General features: G+C 61.0%; 25 protein-coding genes. 15 read left to right on the top strand and 10 right to left on the bottom strand.

Annotated features, from left to right (window positions below; all coding sequences use genetic code 11):
* Window positions 1-66: 66 nt before the first annotated feature.
* A complete protein-coding gene (locus tag ACQKP1_RS21890) occupies window positions 67-246 on the bottom strand; it encodes a hypothetical protein (RefSeq protein WP_427277004.1) in 180 nt (59 codons plus the stop codon).
* Between the two features lie 131 nt (window positions 247-377).
* On the opposite strand from ACQKP1_RS21890, the gene ACQKP1_RS21885 reads away from it, so the two are divergent.
* The 6 genes from ACQKP1_RS21885 (at window position 378) to ACQKP1_RS21860 (ending at window position 3646) form a co-directional block, all read left to right on the top strand.
* On the top strand, window positions 378-545 hold the full coding sequence (locus ACQKP1_RS21885; protein ID WP_203018169.1) for a hypothetical protein: 168 nt from the start codon (window positions 378-380) through the stop codon (window positions 543-545).
* Window positions 546-556: 11 nt separating this feature from the next.
* Window positions 557-826: a hypothetical protein gene (locus ACQKP1_RS21880; RefSeq protein ID WP_203018171.1), complete on the top strand. Its 270-nt coding sequence runs from the start codon at window positions 557-559 to the stop codon at window positions 824-826.
* 79 nt (window positions 827-905) lie between these two features.
* Window positions 906-1544 (top strand): exopolysaccharide biosynthesis protein, encoded by a 639-nt coding sequence (locus tag ACQKP1_RS21875; RefSeq protein WP_427277003.1) that lies wholly within the window; start codon window positions 906-908, stop codon window positions 1542-1544.
* Window positions 1545-1597: 53 nt separating this feature from the next.
* Entirely contained in the window at window positions 1598-2143 is a 546-nt protein-coding gene (locus ACQKP1_RS21870; RefSeq protein WP_427277002.1) for a sigma-70 family RNA polymerase sigma factor, read from the top strand.
* Window positions 2130-2903, top strand: a complete 774-nt coding sequence (locus ACQKP1_RS21865) for an anti-sigma factor family protein (RefSeq protein WP_427277001.1) — start codon at window positions 2130-2132, stop codon at window positions 2901-2903. The genes ACQKP1_RS21870 and ACQKP1_RS21865 overlap by 14 nt, the downstream gene beginning before the upstream one ends.
* A 23-nt stretch (window positions 2904-2926) precedes the next feature.
* The gene (locus ACQKP1_RS21860) at window positions 2927-3646 is read left to right on the top strand and encodes a Bax inhibitor-1/YccA family protein (protein ID WP_006728178.1); all 720 of its coding nucleotides are present in this window, start codon (window positions 2927-2929) and stop codon (window positions 3644-3646) included.
* An 86-nt stretch (window positions 3647-3732) separates the two neighbouring features.
* On the opposite strand, the gene rhaI is transcribed toward ACQKP1_RS21860, so the two are convergent.
* Window positions 3733-5025, bottom strand: a complete 1293-nt coding sequence (gene rhaI, locus ACQKP1_RS21855) for an L-rhamnose catabolism isomerase (RefSeq protein WP_427277000.1) — start codon at window positions 5023-5025, stop codon at window positions 3733-3735.
* A gap of 76 nt (window positions 5026-5101) precedes the next feature.
* Here rhaI and ACQKP1_RS21850 point away from each other — a divergent pair, with 76 nt between their 5' ends.
* Entirely contained in the window at window positions 5102-5260 is a 159-nt protein-coding gene (locus ACQKP1_RS21850; RefSeq protein WP_203018178.1) for a YqaE/Pmp3 family membrane protein, read from the top strand.
* 39 nt (window positions 5261-5299) lie between these two features.
* Here ACQKP1_RS21850 and ACQKP1_RS21845 read toward each other — a convergent pair whose 3' ends face one another.
* On the bottom strand, window positions 5300-7396 hold the full coding sequence (locus ACQKP1_RS21845) for a bifunctional rhamnulose-1-phosphate aldolase/short-chain dehydrogenase (RefSeq protein ID WP_427276999.1): 2097 nt from the start codon (window positions 7394-7396) through the stop codon (window positions 5300-5302).
* Between the two features lie 201 nt (window positions 7397-7597).
* Here ACQKP1_RS21845 and ACQKP1_RS21840 point away from each other — a divergent pair, with 201 nt between their 5' ends.
* From ACQKP1_RS21840 to ACQKP1_RS21810, 7 genes are read left to right on the top strand one after another with little or no spacing between them, the layout of a single operon-like run.
* On the top strand, window positions 7598-8410 hold the full coding sequence (locus ACQKP1_RS21840; RefSeq protein ID WP_427276998.1) for a DeoR/GlpR family DNA-binding transcription regulator: 813 nt from the start codon (window positions 7598-7600) through the stop codon (window positions 8408-8410).
* Between the two features lie 53 nt (window positions 8411-8463).
* Window positions 8464-9459 (top strand): rhamnose ABC transporter substrate-binding protein, encoded by a 996-nt coding sequence (gene rhaS, locus ACQKP1_RS21835; protein ID WP_203018183.1) that lies wholly within the window; start codon window positions 8464-8466, stop codon window positions 9457-9459.
* Between the two features lie 59 nt (window positions 9460-9518).
* Window positions 9519-11054, top strand: a complete 1536-nt coding sequence (locus ACQKP1_RS21830) for a sugar ABC transporter ATP-binding protein (protein ID WP_427276997.1) — start codon at window positions 9519-9521, stop codon at window positions 11052-11054.
* A gap of 9 nt (window positions 11055-11063) precedes the next feature.
* A complete protein-coding gene (locus tag ACQKP1_RS21825; protein WP_427276996.1) occupies window positions 11064-12056 on the top strand; it encodes an ABC transporter permease in 993 nt (330 codons plus the stop codon).
* Window positions 12053-13063 carry an ABC transporter permease gene (locus ACQKP1_RS21820; RefSeq protein ID WP_427276995.1) on the top strand — a complete coding sequence of 337 codons (1011 nt, stop codon included), beginning with the start codon at window positions 12053-12055 and terminating at the stop codon, window positions 13061-13063. Before ACQKP1_RS21825 ends, ACQKP1_RS21820 begins: the two co-directional genes overlap by 4 nt.
* A complete protein-coding gene (gene rhaM, locus ACQKP1_RS21815) occupies window positions 13060-13383 on the top strand; it encodes an L-rhamnose mutarotase (RefSeq protein WP_427276994.1) in 324 nt (107 codons plus the stop codon). Before ACQKP1_RS21820 ends, rhaM begins: the two co-directional genes overlap by 4 nt.
* A complete protein-coding gene (locus ACQKP1_RS21810; RefSeq protein WP_427276993.1) occupies window positions 13380-14753 on the top strand; it encodes an FGGY-family carbohydrate kinase in 1374 nt (457 codons plus the stop codon). Before rhaM ends, ACQKP1_RS21810 begins: the two co-directional genes overlap by 4 nt.
* Before the next feature lie 65 nt (window positions 14754-14818).
* Here ACQKP1_RS21810 and ACQKP1_RS21805 read toward each other — a convergent pair whose 3' ends face one another.
* Window positions 14819-14953 (bottom strand): hypothetical protein, encoded by a 135-nt coding sequence (locus tag ACQKP1_RS21805; protein ID WP_281435261.1) that lies wholly within the window; start codon window positions 14951-14953, stop codon window positions 14819-14821.
* Between the two features lie 355 nt (window positions 14954-15308).
* On the opposite strand from ACQKP1_RS21805, the gene ACQKP1_RS21800 reads away from it, so the two are divergent.
* Window positions 15309-16184, top strand: a complete 876-nt coding sequence (locus tag ACQKP1_RS21800) for a DMT family transporter (protein ID WP_427276992.1) — start codon at window positions 15309-15311, stop codon at window positions 16182-16184.
* 78 nt (window positions 16185-16262) lie between these two features.
* Here ACQKP1_RS21800 and ACQKP1_RS21795 read toward each other — a convergent pair whose 3' ends face one another.
* The 6 genes from ACQKP1_RS21795 to ACQKP1_RS21770 all read right to left on the bottom strand — a co-directional run bounded on the left by ACQKP1_RS21795 (window position 16263) and on the right by ACQKP1_RS21770 (window position 22594).
* Window positions 16263-17267 carry a TRAP transporter substrate-binding protein gene (locus tag ACQKP1_RS21795; RefSeq protein WP_427276991.1) on the bottom strand — a complete coding sequence of 335 codons (1005 nt, stop codon included), beginning with the start codon at window positions 17265-17267 and terminating at the stop codon, window positions 16263-16265.
* 46 nt (window positions 17268-17313) lie between these two features.
* Entirely contained in the window at window positions 17314-18591 is a 1278-nt protein-coding gene (locus ACQKP1_RS21790) for a TRAP transporter large permease (RefSeq protein WP_427276990.1), read from the bottom strand.
* Window positions 18591-19124, bottom strand: a complete 534-nt coding sequence (locus ACQKP1_RS21785) for a TRAP transporter small permease (protein WP_203018191.1) — start codon at window positions 19122-19124, stop codon at window positions 18591-18593. Before ACQKP1_RS21785 ends, ACQKP1_RS21790 begins: the two co-directional genes overlap by 1 nt.
* A 6-nt stretch (window positions 19125-19130) precedes the next feature.
* A complete protein-coding gene (locus tag ACQKP1_RS21780; protein WP_427276989.1) occupies window positions 19131-20300 on the bottom strand; it encodes a fumarylacetoacetate hydrolase family protein in 1170 nt (389 codons plus the stop codon).
* 157 nt (window positions 20301-20457) lie between these two features.
* On the bottom strand, window positions 20458-21186 hold the full coding sequence (locus tag ACQKP1_RS21775; protein ID WP_427276988.1) for a FadR/GntR family transcriptional regulator: 729 nt from the start codon (window positions 21184-21186) through the stop codon (window positions 20458-20460).
* 34 nt (window positions 21187-21220) lie between these two features.
* A complete protein-coding gene (locus tag ACQKP1_RS21770; protein WP_246754076.1) occupies window positions 21221-22594 on the bottom strand; it encodes an FAD-binding oxidoreductase in 1374 nt (457 codons plus the stop codon).
* Window positions 22595-22670: the final 76 nt, after the last annotated feature.

Raw genomic sequence — 22670 nt, 5'->3', positions numbered from 1 at the left:
ACGGTTGAGAAAAGTAGGAAAGGCCGGCCTTTGCCCCGGCCTTTTTCGTTTCGGATGGGCGGAGTGTCACTCCGGGCCGGCATCCGTCTTTTGGGATCCGATCTCCGGCAGCGATCCTGTGCCCGGCGTCTTCATCGGATCCTGCAGTTCCTTCTTGTCGTGCGGACCCGCCGCGGGCATGTCTTCTGCGTGAGACTTTTCTCCTTCGACTGGCCGCTTGCGCGAATTTTTGATGTCTTCCGTCATGGATGTCTCCTTTGCTGGGACACGGGAAACCTGCAGGCAAGCGCAGAGGTTCCACCCATTCCGCACCATGTCTCCGGAACCGACTGTGGACGACGACGTTCGATAGAGATGTGAAGAGGAGGAGAACCGGCATGACCAGCGCAAAGACCGCCGAACCGCACGACGTTCAAAGGCCCCACCGGGACAGCGACACCCGGGGCACTCGCCTCGAACCGTCAGAACGAGACGACGCTGACGACCTTGAAGAGGGACCGACCGAACAGGGCGTCGATCTCGATCCCAAGCGCCGGATAGATTGAAGATCATCGCCATGAACACAGCCAATCCCCAGCTGGAAGGCCTTTACCTTGCGATCTCTGCTCTTGTCCGTCGCATGATCGACAAGGGCCTGCTCGACGCTGAAGACCTCCATCAGGCAATGGCCGAGGCCCGACAGGCGGCAGAGCAGGATCTGCAGACGTCCTCGCTCTCCGACGCCAACCGCAAGGCGGTCCTTTTTCCGATCGACCTCTTGGACCAGGCCGACGGCGACGTCGAAAGCTTCCGCGCGCTGGTCCGGCGGATCGCAGCGCGCCAGTAGTCCACGAAACCCGGACAGGCAATCTTGGCGTTGGCCCCAAGCCCTCCTACATCTTCGCGATGACAGGAGAGCCAATCCGATGACCAGCACCGAGCCGCAAGACAGCATCCCAGCTGAAGCCGGTGTGGCGTCCACGCGCCTTGCCCGGTTGAGGGCTCATGCGGCAGAGAGGGGTGCGGTCAGCCTGGATGAACTGATGTCGGCCATGGGCCGAAGCAGTATCGCCTTTGCAATCCTGATCCTTTCGCTCCCGGCGCTGACACCCATCCCCGGACCTTTCGGGCTGGTGTTCGGCAGCTGCCTCGCCATCGTGTCGCTCCAGATCATCGCCGGCTACCGGCGTATCTGGTTGCCGCAATTTCTGGGGCGGCGACAGGTGTCCGGAGCAACCATCGATCTCATGGTTCGCTATACGGCGCCATTGGTGTTGCGCGTGGAATCCCTCCTGCAGAACAACCGGATGCGGCGCTTTGCCGGACCGCGTGCTCAGGCATTTCTTGGGATCCCGGTCCTTCTGCTTGCCATTGCGGTGGCTCTACCGATCCCCTTCGGCAACATGTTGCCCGTGGCGGCCCTGGTGATGATCGCGCTTGGCCTCATGGAGCGCGACGGTCTGGTGACAATTTTGGGATTGGGAATGGGCGTGATTGCACTCGGGGCGACCGGCGGTCTCGTGTATGCAGCAGCCTGGGGGCTGGGTTCGATCGTCGGCCCATAAAAAAATCTTCTCGGCAATGGAATAGGATCGCCATTGGCTCCGTATACTGGGGCATGACGACGAACACGAACCCGTTCAATGTGATTGGCCAGGTCGCAGCTCTGCGACGCTACGCCCGTTCGCTCGTCAGAAACCCGGACGAGGCGGAAGATCTCGTTCACGATGCCCTTATCCGGGCCTTGGAGCGCCGATCGACCTTCAAGAGCAGTGGCAGCATCCGCAACTGGCTGATGTCGATCCTGCACAACACCCATATCGACCGGCTTCGCCGGGAGCGTGCTGCCAATCGCCGACAGGATGCGGCCGTGGAGCTGGCCGACATCGTGGCGCCTGCCGGTCAGGAGTATTCGGTACGGCTCGCACAGGTGCGCGACGCGTTCCTGTCGCTGCCGGAAGACCAGCGCGAGGCGCTGCATCTCGTGGCCATCGAAGAGCTCTCCTATCAGGAAGCTGCCGATGTCCTGAATATCCCCGTGGGTACGCTGATGTCCCGCGTGTCCCGTGCCCGCGCCCGACTGAGGGCGATGGAAAGCGGCGAAGACGCGAACCTCGTGCCCCATCTCAGAATCGTTGGAGGAAACCCCGATGACCAGCAATGATCCTGTAATCGAGGCCGACCTGCACGCCTATGTCGACGACCAGCTGGATGTCGGCCGCCGTATCGAAGTCGAGGCCTACCTGTCGGAAAATCCCGCTATCGCTGCGAAGGTCATGGCCGATCTGCGAGTCCGCGACGAATTGCGGCTGGCGCTTGCCGGCATGCCGGCGGCTGTTCGCCAGGAAACACGCGATGCGGCTCGGGTACTGGAAAGCGCCTTCAACCGTCCCCGCACGATCGACGTGATGCGGCGTGCGGCAGCCGTCGTGCTGCTCGTGGGCGCCGGCTGGATCGCCCATGGTTGGATCGCCCCTGGCAGTATCGGCGAAGTCGTGGCCTCCGTGCCGCCGCCGCAGTTCGTCGAAGAGGCCATGCGCGCGCATCAAACGGCAGAATTACGCGAACAAATGCGCTCGCAGACCGAAACGAGCCGTTTCGACCCGGCCGAAATCCGCTCTGCAACGGCCATCGTGCTTCCGGCCATGCCAGAGGACTGGACCGTGCGTGACGCCCAGATCTTCCCGTCGGCCTACGGTCCGAGCGTCGAACTGGAGGTCCAACCCGAATCCGGTGAGAGGCTGTCCCTCTTCGCCGTCAGGCCTGGCAATTTTGCTGTTCAGCAGGTGCTGCTGAAACAGGAAGGCCAGACCAACGCAGCCTATTGGCAGATCGGCGAAGTCGCCTACGCGCTGATCTCCGAAACAGAAACCGCAGACAGGCTTGCCGAGGAAGCTCGCAAGCTTGCCCGCACGCTTTACTGATCCATCCAAGGAGGTAACTGACTATGGATCCCATCCAGAACCGCTTCGGCTACGGCGCTCAGGCCCAGTCCGCGGCACTCTTCGACGAAGGCCTGCGCAAGCACATGCTGCGCGTCTACAACTACATGGGCCTCGGGCTGGTCATCACCGGCATCGTCGCCTTTGTTGTCAGCCAGACCCCGGCGCTCTACGTGCCGATCTTCTCGACCCCGCTGAAATGGGTCGTGATGCTGGCGCCGCTCGCCTTCGTTTTCTTCTTCTCGTTCCGCATCCACGCGATGTCGGCCGCAACCGCCCAGCTGACCTTCTGGGCCTTCGCTGCCGTGATGGGTCTGTCGCTGTCGTCGGTCTTCCTGGTCTTCACCGGGACCTCGATCGCCCGCACCTTCTTCATCACGGCGACGATGTTCGGTGCGATGAGCCTCTACGGCTACACAACCAAGCGTGACCTCGCGCAGTTCGGCTCGTTCCTGGTGATGGGCCTGATCGGCGTGATCATCGCCTCGATCGTCAACATCTTCTTGGGGTCCAGCGCCCTGCAGTTCGCGATCTCGGTCATCGGTGTCTTCGTCTTCGTCGGCCTGACCGCCTGGGACACGCAGAACATCAAGCAGCAGTATGCCGAGAACTTCGATCAGGAGAGCCAGCAGAAGCTCGCCGTCTTCGGCGCTCTGTCGCTCTACCTCAACTTCGTCAACCTGTTCCAGCTGCTGCTGAGCCTGACCGGCCAGCGCGAAGAATGAGATAAAAACGCTTCGGGAGAACGCTTTGAAAAGAAAACGCCCGGGTTTCGACCCGGGCGTTTTTGCGAGATGAGAGCAAGCCTGGCTCAGACAATCCCGCTGGAACCGCCCTTGACCGCAGGACGTTCCGCCGCAACGCGAGCGCGGTAACCGCTGGCGCGATAGGCTGCCACCGGATCGATGGCACCGCCCGCCCGCAGACGGGCCTCTGCGAGGATCGGTTCGACATCTGTCCGATAGGCCCGCTTCAAAGTCTCGGAAGCCATCAGCGCATCATTGTCGTTCTGGTAGCCCTCCAGTTGCGCCCGATTGACGAGTAGCGCCTGCGCATAGGCACGACGGATCTCGTTGGCGCTGGAAATCAGGCTCTCGATCGGATCCGTCACATTGTGACTCTGATCGATCATATGGGCGGGATGGAAATCTTTCACGCCACGATGCTCGGCATCCACCAGCTCGTTGAACACGAGGAAGAGGCGATAGGGTTCGACTGATCCAGCGTCGAGGTCGTCGTCGCCATATTTGCTGTCGTTGAAGTGGAAGCCGCCGAGCTTGCCGAACTGGATGAGCCGCGCGACGATCATTTCGATATTCGTGTTCGGAGCATGATGCCCGAGGTCGACAAGGCAATAGGCTTTTTCGCCGAGCGTCTGCGCGATCAGGTAGTTCGTGCCCCAGTCCTGGACAACGGTCGAATAGAAGGCCGGCTCGTACATCTTGTGTTCGGAGAACAGCCGCCAGTCGTCCGGCAGCGCCTTATAGATGTCCCGCATCGCGTCGAGATAGCGCTCGAACTGGCGGGTGAAGTTGCTCTGCCCGGGGAAGTTGGATCCATCACCGATCCAGACTGTCAACGCCTTGGAACCGAGTGCCCGACCGATCTCGATGCATTCGAGATTATGTTCGACCGCCTGACGCCGCGTCGCTGCGTCCACATGGCTGAGCGAACCGAACTTGTAGGAATGCGCCTGATCGGCGCCATCCGAGAATGTGTTGGAATTCATCGCATCGAAGCCGAGCCCGAGCGCATCCGCCTTGGCCTTCAGCTCTGTCGGGTCAGCCTTGTCCCAGGGGATATGCAGCGAGACCGTCGGCGTCGCTCGCGTCAGCTGCTGGATGACGCCGCAATCGTCGAGCTTGTCGAAGATATGACGCGGCTCGCCCTGCCCCGGAAAGCGGGCGAAACGTGTGCCCCCGGTCCCGACACCCCAAGAGGGAACGGCGACGAAGAAGTCCGCGACTTTCGCCGTGACTTTCTCGATATCGATCGAGCTCCGTGCGAGCTTCTCGCCGAGCGCCTGAAAGTCGCTGCGATGGGCGCCTTCCCGCTTCTGGTTATCAGCGGCAACGATGTCAGCGGCTATTCGGATTTCGCTCATTCTTTCCTCCACCTCGCGCGAACGATTGTCACCGAAGCGCGTTTATCTGCAGTCACACACGAAAATCGGAGCCAACATGGACGTTGTTCGCATTCTGCTTGCCATCCTCCTGCCGCCCCTCGGCGTCTTCCTCCAGGTCGGCATTGGCCTGCATTTCTGGCTGAACATCCTGCTGACGCTCTTCGGCTATATCCCAGGCATCATCCATGCCATCTGGGTCATCATCCGCAAGTAGGATCCCCTCGCGACGCAAGCGCCGCGAGGGCTCGGGAGATCAGCGCGGAAAGCTCTGCGCGTTGCCGGCATCGACATTGATGATGTTGCCGGTGGATTTCGCCGAGAGATCGGAGGCGAGGAAGTAGATCGCCTCCGCGATGTCTTCCGGGAAGACATTCAGCTTCAGCATAGAGCGGTTGCGGTAGTGCTCCTCGAGATCGGTGACTTCGATCTTCGAGGAGGCCGCCCGCTGCTCGCGCCATTCGCCATTCCAGATCTTCGAACCGCGCAGAACAGCATCCGGATTGACCGTGTTCACCCGGATGCCCGCATCTGCGCCTTCAAGTGCCAGGCAACGGGCGAGATGGATCTCGGCCGCCTTTGCCGTGCAATAGGCGGAAGCGTTTGGCGATGAGGCAAGACCATTCTTCGAGGCAACGAAGACCACGTTGCCGCCGAGCTTCTGACGCCGGAACAGCCGAAAGGCCTCGCGCGAGACGAGGAAATAGCCGGTGGCCAGGATGCTGATATTCTTGTCCCACATCGCAAGCGTCGTATCTTCGACCGGTGCAGACGAGGCAATCCCCGCATTCGAAACGAGAATGTCGACGCCACCAAATTCCACGCAGGCTTCGGCAAAGGCGCGGATAACCGCATCCTCGCGCGTCACGTCGAGCTGAACCGAGCGGACCACATCCACCCCATGTCTGTTCGAGAAGTCGGCGCTTGTCTGCTCAAGTGCCGCCGCGTCGATATCGGCCAGCACCACGCAGGCACCTTCCGCCATCAACCGGTCGGCCGTTGCCCTGCCAATGCCGCCAGCACCACCGGTGACGAAGGCAACGCGACCGGCCAGGCTCTTCGGCTTCGGCATACGCTGCAGCTTTGCCTCTTCGAGCAGCCAGTATTCAATGTCGAAGGCTTCCTGCTCCGGCAGCCCCTGATATTCGGAGACCGTCGATGCGCCGCGCATGACGTTGATCGCATTGACGTAGAACTCACCGGCAATGCGGGCCGTCGCCTTGTCCTTGGCAAAGGACAGCATGCCGACGCCCGGGACCAGGAAGATCACCGGGTTAGGATCGCGGATCGCAGGCGAATTGCCGTGTTTGCAGGTCTCGTAATAGCGGGTGTAGTCGGCGCGATAGGCTTCGAGCGCTTGGTCGAGGCCTGCGAGAACCGCCTCCACATCGGGCCTGGTAGGATCGAAATCGACGATCAGCGGCCGGATCTTGGTGCGCAGGAAATGGTCGGGGCAGGAGGTGCCGAGGCTACCGAGCGGCTGCAGGTTCTTCGAATTGACGAATTCGAGCACGGCATCCTGGTCATCGAAATGGCCGAGCTTGCGCTCGCCCTTGCCGATGCGGCCGCGGATCTCGGGCATCAGGCGCGCGGCAATGGCGCGTCGCTCTTCGGCCGGCAGGCTCTTCGATACCGCGCCGCCGAAGATCGTCTTGCCTTCCGTCTCCTTGGCAAACCACGCGATCGCCTTGTTGATGATCTCGAGCGTCAGCAGGTAGCAGTCCTTGGCATCGTTTGCCCAGGTGAACAGGCCATGGCTTTCGAGCACGACGCCCTTTGCAGTCGGATTGGCGTTCACGAAGGCTTCAAGATCAAGGCCGAGCTGGAAACCGGGACGCCGCCAGGGCAACCAGCCGATCTCCGAGCCGAAGATCTTCTGCGTCAATTCCTTCGAATTCTTCGAGGCCGCAATCGCGATGATCGCGTCCGGATGCATGTGATCGACATGGGTGAAGGACACGAAACCATGCAGCGGCGTATCGATGGAGGCCGCACGCGGATTGAGGTTGAAGGTGCAATGCGGCAGGAAGCCGACCATGCGGTCTTCGTCATGCACACCCTGATAGATCCCCTTCAGCGCTTCCAGCTTGTCCTGGTAAAGCGTCGCGAAACCGTCGAGCTTGATCGTTCCGACGTCACCGCCGGAGCCCTTGACCCAGAGAACCTTGACCGTCTGCCCCGTCAGCGGATCGATTTCCATCACCTTGGCAGAGGTATTGCCGCCGCCGTAATTGGTGATGCGCTTGTCAGCACCCAGCAGGTTGGATCGATAGAGAAGCTTGCCGGGCTCATCGAGCGTGGCGGCATAAGCATCATCCCAACGGTTTTCGAGAAGGCGGGTTTGGCCCGTCATGACATCCTCCCTGCATTGATTTTCATGAGCAGTCAGCGACGGCTCATCTCCTTCTTGATCGCAGATATCGCGCAGCCCTCGCCCGATTGTCAATCAATTTCGATCATTTCTTTTCATGTTGCGCTGCAGTATTATTATTTTTGATCGTTTCTGATTGACAGCGTAAAAACATTGCGAATAAATCACGGTCAGGAGGACCCCATGCACGAACGCGAACGCCATCGCATTATTCTGAGCGCGATCCAGGAAAAGCCTGTGATCACGGTGCAGGACATTGCCGAGCTGACCGAGGCTTCAGAAGCCACGATCCGCCGCGATATCGCGTCTCTCCATGTGCAGGGAAAGCTGAGACGCGTCCGCGGTGGCGCCGAAGCCGTGCACCCGCCGCAGCTTGGAAACCTCGCAGCACGCCCCTTCCGCGTATCTGAATCGGTCAACATCGACAAGAAACGCGCAATTGCGCGCTCAGCGGTCGATCTCTGCGAGGAAGGCGATTCGATCATCATCAACGGCGGCACGACCACCTTTCAGATGGTGCATTTCATGTCGGCCCGCCGCCTGCAGGTCATGACCAATTCCTTCGCAATCGCCGAACACCTCGTGAAACACTCGAAATGCACGGTCTCGGTTCCGGGCGGCGCGATCTATCGTGACCAGAGCCTGATCCTGTCACCCTTCGAGAATGATGCGATCCGCAATTTCTATGCCCGCCGCATATTCATTGGCGCGCAGGGCATCAACGCCCACGGCGTGATGGAATCGGATGCACTGGTCATCCAGAGCGAACAGAAGCTAGTGCGCCAGGCCGAAGAACTGATCGTCATGGTCGACTCTAGCAAATTCGCCAAGCGGTCGAGCCTGATCCTGTGCGCGCTCGACAAGGTCTCGACGATCATCACCGACGACGCAATTTCCGACGAGGCGGCCGCCATGGTCACCGACGCCGGCGTGAAGCTCATAACCGTGAAGCCGATGGCTTCAGCGGCAAGGGAGGATACCTCGTCGGTCGCTTAAGAGGAGACGGCCGGGAGGGAGGGAAAAGCAGTTCATCAACCTGGGAGGAAAACATGAAACTGACAAAGATTCTGCTGGCCAGTGCCGCCATTGCACTCGCCACCATGGGCTCGGCGGCACAGGCCGCTGACATGAAGATCGCGCTTGTGGTGAAGTCACTTGGCATCGGCTTCTTCGAAGCCGCCAACAAGGGCGCACAGGAAGCCGCCGCGGAACTCGGCGGCGTCGAAGTCATCTATACCGGCCCGACCTCGACCACGGCCGAAGGCCAGATCGAAGTCATCAACTCGCTGATCGCCCAGGGCGTCGATGCCATCGCGATCTCGGCCAACGACCCGGACGCGGTTGTCCCAGCCCTCAAGAAGGCCATGGACCGCGGCATCAAGGTTATCTCCTGGGATAGCGGTGTCGCGCCTGAAGGCCGCATCATGCATCTCAACCCGTCGTCCAATGCGCTGATCGGCAAGATGTGCCTGCAGCTCGCCGCCAACCACCTGCCGGATGGCAAGGGTGACTTTGCGATCCTGTCCGCCACCACCACCTCGACCAACCAGAACATCTGGATCGAGGAAATGAAGGCACAGCTGAAGGACTTCCCCGGCCTGAACCTCGTGACGACAGTTTATGGTGACGACCTGGCCGACAAGAGCTACCGCGAAGCAAACGGCCTTCTGACCTCGCAGACCAACGTCAAGGTCATCGTCGCCCCGACCACCGTTGGTGTTCTGGCTGCTTCGCAGGCCGTCAAGGATGCCGGCAAGATTGGCGACGTTTATGTCACCGGCCTCGGCCTTCCCTCGGAAATGGCGGGCGCCATCCAGTCGGGTGCCACCAAGGAATTCGCCATCTGGAACCCGATCGACCTCGGCTACTCCGCAACCCAGATTGCCTATCGCCTCGCCAAGGGTGAAACCGATGCCGCTCCGGGTTCCGAAATCGAAGCCGGCCGCATGGGCAAGATCAGTGTCGGAGACGGCGGCGAAGCGGCCATGGCAGATCCCTTCGTCTACGACGCCTCGAACATCGAGGAATTCTCCAAGATCTTCTGATCTCGGCGGACCAGACCCGGCGGCTCAAGCCGCCGGGATTTCACTCATTCGGTAAGCACATGATAACCGTTCAATCTGCCAAGCTCGCGGCGGGCGCGATCCCGGCTGGCGAGCCCATTCTCGAAATGCGGGGCATTTCCCAGATCTTTCCGGGCGTCAAGGCGCTCGACAAGGTCGACATCGCCCTCTACCCGGGCAAGGTGACCGCGCTGATCGGCGAGAACGGCGCCGGCAAGTCGACGCTCGTCAAGATCCTGACCGGCATCTATCGCCCGAACGAAGGCGAGATCCTGATCGACGGCAAGCCGACCACCTTTGCCAACGCTCAGGAAGCCATCGACGCCGGCGTCACCGCCATCCATCAGGAGACGGTGCTGTTCGATGAGCTCACCGTCGGCGAGAACATCTTCCTCGGCCACGCGCCGCGCACGCGTTTCGGGCTGATCGACTGGCGCACCATAAACGAGCGGTCCCGGCAGCTGATGAAGGCGCTGGAAAGCGACATCGACCCGACCACCAAGCTCAAGGACTTCTCAATCGCCCAGCGCCATCTGGTCGCGATTGCCCGCGCGCTCTCGGTCGATGCCCGCATCGTCATCATGGACGAACCGACGGCCGCCTTGTCACGCAAAGAGATCGACGATCTCTTCCGCATCGTCGAGGGTCTGAAGCGCCAAGGCAAGGCCATCCTCTTCATCAGCCACAAGTTCGACGAACTCTATGAAATCGCCGACAACTACGCCGTCTTCCGCGATGGCCGCATGGTCGGCTCAGGCGTGTTGAAGGACACGCCCCAGGACGAGATAGTGCGGCAGATGGTCGGCCGCGACGTCCACGACGTCTTCCCGAAGACCGAGGCTGTCATCGGTGCACCTGTTCTGAGTATCCGCGGCTACAGCCACGAGACCGAATTCCGCGACATCAACTTTACCCTGCGCAAGGGCGAGATCCTCGGCGTCTACGGTCTCATCGGTGCCGGTCGCTCCGAACTCTGCCAATCGATCTTCGGCATCACCCGACCGAAATCCGGCACGATCGAGCTCGAAGGCCGCGAAATCACCGTTCGCAACACCTCTGATGCGATCACCGCCGGCATCGTGTATGTGCCCGAGGAACGCGGCCGCCATGGTCTGGCGCTCGAACTGCCCATCTACCAGAACATGTCTCTGCCCTCGCTGATCCGAACATCGGTCTCGGGCTTCCTGAAGGCGGCCAACGAGCTGAAGCTCGCCCGTCGCTTTGCCGAACGGCTCGATCTGCGCGCGGCGGCCCTCTCGGTGCCGGTCGGCACGCTCTCGGGCGGCAATCAGCAGAAGGTGGTGATCGGCAAGTGGCTCGCCACCTCGCCAAAGGTCATCATTCTCGACGAACCAACCAAGGGCATCGACATCGGCTCCAAGGCCGCCGTCCACGGCTTCATCTCGGAACTCGCCAGCGAAGGCCTTTCGATCATCATGATCTCGTCGGAACTGCCCGAAATCCTCGGCATGTCGGACCGCGTCATGGTCATGCGCGAGGGCCTGCAGGCCGGCATCTTCGAACGCGAAGGCCTGACGGCCGAGACGCTCGTGCGCGCCGCAACTGGCAATGCGTGAGGAATGACCATGCAGAAACTGCTTAAAAACCGTGAAATGCTGCTGGCCCTGATCATCATCGGCATGATCCTTAGCTTCACCACGCGCGCACCCAATTTCGCGTCGCCTGCTAACCTTGCGAACATCTTCAACGATACCTCGATCCTGATCATCCTGGCACTTGGCCAGATGGTCGTGATCCTGACCAAGTCGATCGACCTCTCGGTCGCCGCCAATCTCGCCTTTACCGGCATGGCAGTCGCCATGCTCGACAGCACCTATCCGGGCCTGCCGCTGGCGCTCCTCGTGCTCATCGCAATCGGCATTGGTGCCGCACTCGGCGCCATCAACGGCTTCCTCGTCTGGGCCCTGCAGATTCCGCCGATCGTCGTGACACTCGGCACGCTCACCATCTATCGCGGCATGAGCTTCGTGCTCTCCGGCGGCGCCTGGGTCAACGCCCACCAGATGCAGCCGGATTTTCTCGGCGTGCCGCGTCTGCCGTTGCTGGGCTTGCCGATCCTCTCCTGGGTGGCGATCGCAGTCATCCTGCTGATAGGCTTCATCCTCGCCCGCACCCCATTCGGCCGCTCGACCTATGCCGCCGGCGGCAATCCCGTCGCCGCCATCTATGCCGGCATCGACGTCGGTCGCGCACGCTTCCTCGCCTTCGTGCTGTCGGGCGCGCTGGCCGGTCTTTCGGGGTATCTCTGGGTCTCGCGTTATGCGGTCGCCTATGTCGATATTGCCGCCGGCTTCGAACTCGATAGCGTCGCTGCCTGCGTCATCGGCGGCATCTCAATTGCAGGTGGCATCGGCACCGTCATTGGCACGGTTCTCGGCGCCCTCTTCCTCGGGGTCATCAAGAACGCCCTGCCCGTTATCGGCATCTCGCCCTTTGCCCAGATGGCGATCTCGGGCATCGTCATCGTGCTCGCCGTCGTCTTCAACGCCCGCGCCGAAGCCAAGAAGGGCCGCATCATCCTGCGCGATCGAGCCGCCGGAAAGGAGGTGACCGCATGAGCACCGCAACCGAACAAACCAAGCGCGTCATCCCCGACCGTCTCGAAACACCGTTGCGCCGACTGCTCGGCAGCTGGGAAGTCCTGCTCTTCTGCGTGGCGGTGCTGATCTTCATCGCCAATTCGTTCGCCTCGCCCTATTTCCTGAATGCCTGGAACCTGTCGGACGCCACTTTCAACTTCACCGAAAAGGCGCTGATTGCCTTTGCCATGGCGCTTTTGATCATCGCCGGAGAGATCGACCTCTCGGTTGCCGCGATCATTGCGCTCGCATCGACCGCCATGGGCTATGCAGCACAGCTCGGCGTCGGCGCACCTGGTCTGGTCGCGATCGGGATCACCACCGCCCTTGCCTGCGGCGCCTTCAACGGCCTGCTGGTTGCCGGCCTGAAGCTCCCCTCGATCGTCGTGACGATCGGCACGATGAGCCTTTTCCGCGGCATTTCCTATCTGGTCCTGGGTGACCAGGCCTTCGGCAAATATCCTGCGGACTTTGCTTTCTTCGGCCAGGGCTATGTCTTCTGGGTCATCTCCTTCGAATTCGTGCTCTTCCTGGTGATGGCACTGCTCTTCGCCATTCTGCTTCACCGGACGAATTTCGGCCGCCATGTCTATGTCATCGGCATGAACCCGCTGGCAGCGCGCTTCTCCGGCATTCCGGTCGAGCGCGTGAAGTTCACCCTCTTCCTGCTGACCGGCCTGATGAGCGGTATCGCCGCCGTCTGCCTCACCTCGCGCCTCGGCTCGACCCGCCCCTCAATCGCTCAAGGCTGGGAGCTTGAAGTTGTCACCATGGTCGTGCTCGGCGGCGTCTCCATCCTCGGCGGTTCCGGCACCATCGTCGGCGTCGTCATCGCTGCCTTCGTCATGGGCCTCGTCACCTTCGGCCTTGGCCTTCTCAACGTGCCGGGCATCGTCATGTCGATCTTCATCGGCCTACTCTTGATCATCACCATCGCCCTGCCGATCGTCGCCCGCCGGATCAAGCATGCGAGGAACGCGCAATGAGCGAGACCGAACGCCACGTCTTCAAGATGAAGCTCAATCCCGGCATGGAGGCCGAATACAAAAAGCGCCATGACGAGATCTGGCCTGATCTTGTCGACCTGCTGCACGAAGCTGGTGTCAGCGACTACACGATCCATCTCGATCAGGAGACGAACCTTTTGATCGGCGTGCTCACCCGGACGAAGACCCACGGCATGGCGGCGCTTCCCTCGCATCCGGTGATGAAGCGATGGTGGGCCCATATGGCCGATATCATGGCAACGAACGCAGACAATTCGCCCTGGGCGGTCGACCTGAAACCCGTCTTCCATATGCCATGAACCAATCCTTCGAACGCATCGCCGTCATCGACATCGGCAAGACCAATGCAAAGGTGGTCCTCGTCGATGGAAGGACTGGCACCGAACTGGCCGTGCGGAAAACGGCAAACCGGGTCATCTCCAGCCCGCCCTACCCGCATTTCGATGTCGAGTCGCTCTGGGCGTTCCTGCTGGGGTCTCTGAGGGATTTCGCCGCCGGACCTGGCTTCGACGCCTTGTCGATCACCACGCATGGCGCATCGGCAGCCCTGCTGAACAACGAGGGCGGCCTTGCCCTGCCGGTGCTGGACTACGAACATCTCTACCCACACGAGACAATCGAAGCCTATGGCAAGCTGCGGCCGGATTTTTCGGAAACCTTCTCGCCAGCCCTCACCGGGGGCCTGAACGTCGGGGCGCAGTTGCACTATCAGAAGACAACGTTCCCGGACCGGTTCGACAAGGTCGCAACGATCCTCACCTATCCGCAGTACTGGGCATATCGCCTGACGGGTGTTCCCGCCAACGAGCGGACCTCGCTTGGTTGCCACACCGATCTCTGGCATCCATTTGAGGGTCGGTATTCGGATATGGTCGACACACTTGATATCCGCGAGCGGATGGCACCCCTGCGCTCCGCTTTCGATGCGCTCGGGCCTATCAGACCCGAAGTGGCCGACGCCATCGGCCTAAACGTCCCGGTGCCCGTCTATTGCGGCCTCCACGATTCCAACGCGTCCCTATTGCCGCATCTCGTCGGCTTCGGCAGCCCTTGCACTGTCGTCTCGACGGGAACTTGGGTGATCTGCTTCGGCGTCGGCGCCAAGCCGCACGGACTGGATCCTTCGCGCGATACGCTGGTCAATGTCGACGCCAATGGTCACGCCGTTCCCTCGTCCCGCTTCATGGGTGGCCGCGAATGGGACCTTCTCACCCGCGACATGGCGGTCGTCCCCATGGAGGAGGAACTAACTGCAGCGGCAACGGTGATCGACGCAGGTTCGATGATCCTGCCGAGCGTGGTCAAGGGTACCGGCCCATTCCCGGATTCGCATGTCCGTTGGCTCAACGAGCCGCAGACCACGGCCGAACGACTGGCCGCGGCCAGCCTTTACGAAGCCCTGATGACGCAGACCTGCCTCGACCTCATCGAGGCAGAGGGGCCGATTATCGTCGAGGGTCCATTTGCCGCCAATCAACTCTATCTCCGGGCGCTCCACACGCTGACGAAGCGCCCGGTGCACGCATCGGAAGCATCCACCGGGACGGCGATCGGCGCGGCCTTGCTGACCGGGATCACGCTCGACGTCAAAATGCGGAGCATCGTCGACACGCTAGACGGACTGGACGATTATGCCCGGGAGTGGCAATCCAGGGCCGGTAAAAACTAGGCCGTGACGCAGATCGTCCGGTGCGGACAATCAACGGTTACACGCTGATCCGGGTGTTCAGAAGACTAAAGCGTGACGATCAGCACCGCTATGAAGCCGATCGAAACAGTCGCGACGGCCATCGCGACCCGCTGCCGGCAAGCCTCGACGGAGCGCCAGGATTTGGGTTCACCGAACAACTTCGAGATCGCATGTGACATGGCAGTCTCCCACGAACGGAGCCACTCATTGGCTCCGGCTGATATTGACACATTTTCGTCATAATCCACGCCGCGTCAACAATCACGACTAGATTGGTATTCTAAAGATGGCCGGTTTCGAAAAATTCCTCCCTGTGTTGAGCCGGGTCGTTAACCGATCTCTCCCGAGGCAGGTTAGCAGCAAGTCTCGGGCGAAACGTCACGCCTGTGGCCTTGTCAACTGACGGCCCATCAGCCAATACAACTGTTGAATTGTCAGACAACATGACAGACGACAGTCGTACGCTTGTAAGGAGGAGCCATGACAACGCACACGACAGATGAGGCTTCTCGAAGGGGACTGGGACTCGCCGGGATGGCAGGCCCCGCGGTCATGCTGCTCGGCATGCTGCTCTTTGCAATGAACGATGCCATGGGCAAATGGCTGGTGGCAAGTTACGGCCTGGGTCAGGTCATCCTGATCCGCAGCATTGCCGCACTTCTGATCCTTGCCCCCTTTCTCTGGATGGCCGGCCGGAAGCCGGTCCTCGAGGCGGAGCGACCCTGGCTGCAGTTCATGCGCGTCGTTTTCTCGACACTGGAACTCTTCTGTTTCTACTATGCGGTCATGTATCTGCCGCTGGCCGATGTCATGACCTACTGGCTCGCAGCCCCGATCTATGTGGCGGCGGCAGCGCCCTTCCTGCTTGGAGAAAAGGTCGGCTGGCGGCGCTGGACCGCGATTGCAATCGGCTTCATCGGGGTCGTGATCACGCTCGAGCCATCGAGCGCCATGTTCACCGCGCCCGCTCTGATCTCGATCATCGGCACCGCCGCCTTCGCCTTCATGATGCTCTCCGGCCGCAGCCTGCGCGGCACGCCGGACAAGACGCTTGTACTGTTCCAGACGGGTGGAGCCGCAGTGGTTGGCCTCGTTGCTGCACCCTTCGGCTGGACACCGATCACGTCGGCGAATGAAATCCTGCTGCTCGGACTTCTCGGCATTGTCGCCATGAGCGCGCACATGCTGGTCAACCGCGCCTTGAAGATCTCGGACGCAGCGACCGTCGCGCCGCTCCAGTACACCTTGCTGCTATGGGCGGTGGTCTTCGGCTATTTCTTCTTCGGCGAAGTGCCTCGACTGACCATGATCGTCGGCGCGACCCTCATCGTCGGATCGGGCCTGTTCATCTTCTTCCGCGAGCAACAGTTGAAGAAGCGGGACAAGGTCCTGCCCTCCGTCCCCGAATGATCAACTAAAAAGCCCGCAGCGGTCTCCCGCTGCGGGCTTCTTCTGGTGCGGCGCCCAAGGGCGCCACGACCAGGGAGGTCACTTACGGACTTCGGCGAGCTTGGCGAGAATGTCGTCCACCACTTCAGCGCCGATCGTGTCCTTGTGCTTTTCATAGACAACCATGGACTTTTCGCGGATGCGCTGCTGCTCTTCCGGCGAAAGCGTGTTCACCTCAAGACCAGCTGCTTTGATCTTCTCCAGCGACTGCTTGTTGAGATCGGCGATAACCGAACGCTCGACGTCGCGACCAACCGTTGCGCATTCACGCAATGCTGCCTGCTCCTCCGGCGTATAGGTGTCGAAGATCGCCTTGGAGAACAGGAAGAGGAACGGCGTATAGGCGTGGTTCGTCTCGGTGACGTATTTCTGCACCTCAAAGAACTTTGAAGTATCGATCGTCACATAGGGGTTTTCCTGAGCGTCGATGGTCTTGGTTTCGAGCGCCGAGAAGACTTCGCCAAATGCCATCGGCGTCGCGTTTGCGCCGAGGTTCTGGAAGGTATCGAGGAAGATGTTGTTCTGCATGACGCGAACCTTCATCCCTTCGAAATCTTCCCACTTCGTCACCGGACGCACCGAGTTGGACAGGTTGCGGAAACCGTTCTCCCAGTAGCCGAGATTCACCAGGCCAACGGCTTCGAGCTTCTGGTTCATCATCTCGCCGAATTCGCCGTCGAGCACCTGATAGGCCTCATCAGCGGAGCCGAACAGGAACGGCAAGTCGAAAACGCCGAGCGCCGGCTCGATGCCGACGAGCGGCGAGGACGATGTAACAACAGCTTCCTGCACGCCGGAACGTAGAGCCTGCGTCGCCTGAAGGTCGCCACCGAGGGCACCGCCCCAGAATGCCTGCAGCTTCAGCTTGCCACCGGACTTCTCGTCCAGGCATGACTGCATGGCTTCGATGCCGTTACCAACCGGGTGATCAGCATTGATGCCGTTCGATACGCGGATCGTGCGGTCGTTGAATTCCGCAAAAGCCGGAACGGCTCCGGAAACGGCGAGTGCCAGTGCTGTTGTTGCGAGTAGTGTCTTCCTCATGGTGTATCCTCCCTTGGATTTTAATGAGCTGGTTGAACTTCTTTCCTCACCGTAGCCATTGTGCCGGCACGATGACGATCTCGGGAAATATGACGAGCAGGACGAGAACCAGCACCTGCGCCAGCAGGAACGGAACAATGCCCGTCACGACTTTGCCAAGCGGGACGCGCCCGACCCCGCTGACCACGTTGAGCACCACGCCCACAGGCGGTGTGATCAAACCAATGCAGCAGTTCATGATGAACATGACACCGAAATAGACCGGATCGATGCCCGCCTGCTTGATGATCGGCATCAGCACAGGCGTCAGGATCAGGATGGTCGGTGTCAGGTCCAGTGCGGTACCGACCACCAGGACCAGCGCCATGATGACGAACATCAGCAGCATCGGCCGATCGATCAAAGGCTCGATGTAGCGCGTGATCTCGCCAGGAATGTTGGCTGCGGTAATCAGCCAGGCGGAGACCAGAGCCGCGCAAACTAGGAACATGATGATCGAGGTTGTCTTGGCCGCCTGCAGGATAACACGCGGCAGATCCTTTGGCTTCAACTCGCGATAGATCACCATGCCCACGAACATGGCATAGGCAGCCGCAATGACAGCCGCTTCCGTAGGCGTGACCACCCCGGCCTTGATCCCTCCGAGGATGATCACTGGCATGCCGAGGGCCCAAGCGGCACGCCCTGTGGCTCGCAAACGCTCTTTCGCTGGCGCTTTCGGCAAGGGCTTCACGTTGTCCTTGCGAACCACGATCTGCCAGGCAATGACGAGCGCGATGCCCATCAACATACCGGGCACGATCCCAGCCATGAAGAGCTGTGTGATCGACACATTGGCGGCCACACCGAAGACGATGAACGCCATTGATGGCGGGATGACGGGTGCGATGATACCCCCGGACGCAATAAGGCCGGCGGAACGCGGCACATTGTATCCCGCCTTGGCCATCATCGGAATGAGGATCGCGGCCAGAGCGGCCGTATCGGCAGCAGCCGAGCCGGAGATGCTGGCCATGATCACGGCAGCCATAATGGCGACGATGCCGAGGCCGCCGCGAATATGCCCCACGCAGGCAATCGCAAACTCGATGATGCGCCGCGACAGGCCGCCGGAATTCATCAGCTCTCCGGCCAGCACAAAGAACGGGATGGCGAGCAGCGTAAACGTGTCGGCGCCCGCGATCATGTTCTGCGCGATGATCTGGCTGTTGAACATGCCCATGTACCACATGAGCGTGACGCCGCAGAACATCAGAGCGAAAGCGACAGGAACGCCAATGGCCATGGCGCCGAGCAGCGAAGTGATAAAGACGACAAGGGTCATCAGGCGCGCTCCACCAGCTTCTCGATGCCGTGGTGTTCGCCCGCAAAGGCTGCGATTTCACTTTCGGTGACACGCCCTGTGACGAGACGGAAGAGGCGTTCGAGCGCAATCAGGCTGCAGCCGGCACCCGTGAAGAAGCCGATGCCGTAGACCCAGCCCATGGAGAGCCCGGTCACTGGTGCGCTCATGCTGGCATTGATCGGCAACTGCTTCCAGGTTCCCCAGAAGAAGATGGCGGAAACGCCGAGGATCAGGAGATTGGAGAGGATCATGCAGAGGACCCGGCCGCGCCGACCGAACAGGGCCACCAGGCTTTCAACGCCCATATGGCCATATTCGCGAAACCCGACGACCGCGCCAATGAAGGTCAACCAAACGAAGAAGTAGCGGGCCATTTCATCCGAGACCGTGAGGCCGGAGTTGAAGCCATAGCGCAAGATGACGTTGACGAACACCATGATCGCCATGCCCGACAAAAGCAGGATCAAAAGCAGTTCAAGCAGCTTGTAGAAGAGATCGACAACTCTGGTCATACGCCCTCACGCTTTGTCGAGCAGGCCGCGCTGGGCCAGGTTACGGAAAAGAGCATGCGTTCCGAAGGTCCATTCCGGGCAGGCATCCGTGCGATCGACCCAGTTCACCAGGCGACCAAGCGTCGGTGTCGCGATCTCGACGCGATCGCCAACCTCATGCGTGAAGCCAAGGCCAGCACCACGGCGATCCTTGACCGGCGCGAACATGGTGCCGAGGAACAGAACCGCACCATCGGGATATTGGTGATTGCGGTTGCGCAACTGCGCAACAAGGTTTTCCGGCGCACGGCTGATCGCTTCCATCGGACTTTCCCCCGTCATTTCAAAGCCGTCCTCGCCTCGTACGAGCAGCGAAACGCGAACCTTGCGCAGCACGTCCATCGTGAAGCTGCCATGGAAAAGCCGAACGAAGGGCCCTATCGAGCACGATGCATTGTTGTCCTTCGCCTTCCCCAGGAGCAGCGCCGACCGCCCCTCAACATCCCTCAGATTGACGTCGTTGCCGAGTGTCGCGCCGATGATCTTGCCGTCGGAACGAACGGCAAGAACGATTTCGGGCTCAGGATTGTTCCATTGGGAAATCGGGTGAATGCCGACGGAATCGCCACAGGTCACCGACGACATGGGCTGGGCCTTGGTGAAGATCTCCGCATCCGGGCCGATACCGACCTCCAGATATTGCGACCAGAGGCCCATATCCTGCAGCAGCGCTTTAACCTTCGCTGCCTGCTCGGAGCCGGCGACGAGCCCACGCAGGCTGTCGCCAAGCACGGGTGCCAGCTTCTCGCGGATGGCCTGGGCACGGCCGGCATCGCCCTTCGCCTGTTCCTCGATCACCCGCTCCAGCATGCTGTCGGCGAATGTCACACCGGCAGCCTTGACCGCTTGCAGGTCGATGGGAGCGAGCAGATGACCGGCCTCGCCGGACAGGAACTGGTCGAGCGTGCCAAGAGCCGGCAGGCTCTCCTCAGCCACCAAGCGCTCGGCGAGATCCTCCAGCTCGAACAGGCCGGAAACTGTGGGGGAGATGCCCGTCAGGTCGTAGAGGGTGCCGTTGCGCACGAATACCGGGCATGGACCTCCGGCTGCCTTCGACCACACCCTGCCCACCAGCACAGCCTGGGAGGAATCTTCCGGCAGAATATAGACGGATTCGAGACTTTGACGGCGCTGCAAGATGGACCTCCTCCTTGTCCTCCGGCATGAACGACCCTGTCGCCTGCCATATTGTCAGGATGTCTGACAACTCTTGATCCGAATTCATAGGGTCAGATTTGATGCCTGTCTACCCCGGACGACGGACTTGTGGACAAAGCTGCCGCACGAGACCGTCTCAGAACTGCTCGAGGCTGAGATCGATGCGGCTTGCCGCACCGTGCAGATGCGCGCGCATGGCCTCGCGTGCGCCAGCACCGTCCCGCTTGGCGATCGCGTCTCTCAGCCGGACGTGTTCGGCAATGGTCACTTCGACGATCTCCTCGAGCACGGCGCGGGAGCGTGCCGCATCGATCGCGAGGCTGATCCGCTCGGCGATGAAGCCGATGAACAGCGCGAAATACTCGTTGTGCGTCGCCTCGGCGACGGCACGGTGGAAGGCGAGATCGGCGACGATGCCCTGCTCTGTCCACTTCTCGGCCCCCGTCATGCGCGACAGCGCCTCGTCGATCCTCTCGAGATCCTCAGCGGTGTGGTGCACGGCAGCGAGACCGGCCGCCTCGATCTCAAGCGGCACACGCAGCTGAAAGAGCGCGCGAAAACTCTGCGGCTCGGAGAGCTCGCCATCCTTGATGCGGATCGGTCTGGCCGAGGGTTCGCTGACAAATGCGCCGACTCCCTGTCTCGTCTCGACCATGCCTTCGTTCCGCAACTGCGCAATGGCCTCGCGTACGACAGAGCGGCTGACGCCGAGCGTCTTGGCCAGAACGTGCTCGGTCGGCAATCTCTCGCCGGGCTTTAAGCGCCCCTGGCTGATCTCGTCGGCCAATTGCGCGGCAATTCGGGCCGGCAGGTGCTCACTGCGCCTGATCTGTCCGAAATTCAATTGCCCGAGGTCGATCGACATGCCCGCTGGTCTCCTTGCCACCTGCTCCGGTATTTCACGAATCCGCACCTGAATTCAATTGGCAACCGGGATTCATGATCCCTGCGGGGTCGATGGCCTGCTTGATCGCAGTCAGGAGATGCAGCTGCGTGGCCGGCACACGCGACAGAAAATCCGGTTTCTTCAGCCGACCAATACCATGCTCGGCGCTGATCGAACCCTGGAAACCATCCAGAACATCATTCACGACGCGCTTGGCCGTGTAGATCCGCTCGGCCACCTCGTCCCTGGATAGACCAGAAGGCGGCAGCACGTTGAGATGCACGTTCCCGTCGCCGACATGACCGTAGGAAACGCAGGTGCAATCCGGCAAGCGCGCTGCGATGGCCGCTTCCGCCCGTTCGACGAACTCCGGAAGACACGACAAAGGCACAGACACGTCCGTTCGCAGATGCGCGCCCCGTTTGGCCTGCCCCTCGTTCATCCCCTCGCGGAAGAGCCAGAGAGAGCGGGCCTGGCTCCGCGACGTTGCAACGACGCCGTCCAGTACCAGGCCGTCCTCGAGAACACCTTCCAGAAAACGGTGCATCAGGTCTTCGATATCCACGAGGCCGGAACCCGAGATCTCGAGCAGCACATAGGCCGGATAATCGCCGCTCATCGGCATGGCGAGATCAGGAATTGCCTCTTGCGCGAGGGTGAAAGCGATCGGCGGCATGAATTCGAAGGCTGACATGAGATCGCAGCAATCGCGTCTCGCGCGGCGATAAAGCGTGATCACGTCCGTCAGAGCGCCCATACCGAGCAAGGCAGTCGCCACCTTTTCGGCTGGCGGCATCAGCTTGACTGCGACAGCCGTAATGATACCGAGCGTGCCCTCAGCACCAATAAACAGCTGCTTCAGATCGATCCCGCGATTGTCCTTGCGCAGCGTCGAAAGCCCATCGAAGATCGCCCCATCGGGGAGAACGACCTCCAGGCCGAGAACAAGCTCTCGCGTCATGCCATAGCGCAACACGTTGATTCCGCCTGCATTGGTCGAGACATTGCCGCCGATCCGGCAGGAACCCTGCGCACCGAGCGCAAGCGGGAAGTAGAGCCCCGCATCCTCCACCTTGTCCTTGAAGTCCTGCAGGATGGCGCCCGCCTCGACGACGGCCGAAAAATCATCTGCATCGATGCGGCGGATCGCCGTCATGCGCTCGAGACTGACGACAACCTGGCTCGCCGGCGCGTCGGGAGTGCCCCCGAGAACCAGCCCCGTATTGCCACCTTGCGGCACGATCGCGAGCCCCAGCGAGCGGATGGTCCTGACGGCAACGGAGACCTCCTCAGTCGTTCGCGGACGGACAACCGCGACAGCACCGGTCGTGACATCCCCATGCCAATCCCGGCAGTAGCGCTCGACCTCGGCACCGACGATGACCATGTCAGGCCCGAGCGCCTTGATGAGGCTGGGAACCGGGTCGCCCGCCCCGCCCCACACATCCTTCCCCTCGATCACG

It is taken from the genome of Allorhizobium sp. NPDC080224 (assembly GCF_050281005.1).
Lineage (GTDB): Bacteria > Pseudomonadota > Alphaproteobacteria > Rhizobiales > Rhizobiaceae > Allorhizobium.
Note: the sequence above shows the minus strand (reverse complement) of the source record. Positions and strands in the feature narration are given on the sequence as shown.